General features: G+C 48.6%; 1 protein-coding gene. It reads left to right on the plus strand.

Annotated elements, in window-relative coordinates; all coding sequences use genetic code 11:
- Nucleotides 1-227 (plus strand): hypothetical protein (locus ED312_RS23755; protein WP_170164479.1); only part of this gene is annotated, 227 nt, incomplete at its 5' end.
- Between the last annotated feature and the right edge of the window lie 125 nt (nt 228-352).

The raw sequence follows: 352 nt of genomic DNA on the forward strand, positions 1-352 counted from the left end.
AAGGGTTCCACGATGCCCTGAAACTGCTGGCCCAAAAAATAGACTGGTATGTAAATGCCCATAGCACCAACGAGGAGGAGACCAACCGGATAATACAGGAAATTTTTATACGCCTGTGGATGAACCGTGAGCACCTGAAGTATAACACCTTCGAAGATACCATACACGCGATGACCTATAAGGTCACCCAACAGTTTTTTGAAAACCCGGAAGACGCGCTGAAATGAGCATGGAACGCCACATAAGTTACCGGCAGATCAACGGCCTTCGGGCCGGGGATGCTGTGGCCTTTTATAACGTTTTCACCCTATTGCACCCGCGACTGATAGTGTTTGTAAGGCCTTATACCTGC

Origin of the sequence: Sinomicrobium pectinilyticum, from assembly GCF_003725735.1 — a bacterium.
Lineage (GTDB): Bacteria > Bacteroidota > Bacteroidia > Flavobacteriales > Flavobacteriaceae > Sinomicrobium > Sinomicrobium pectinilyticum.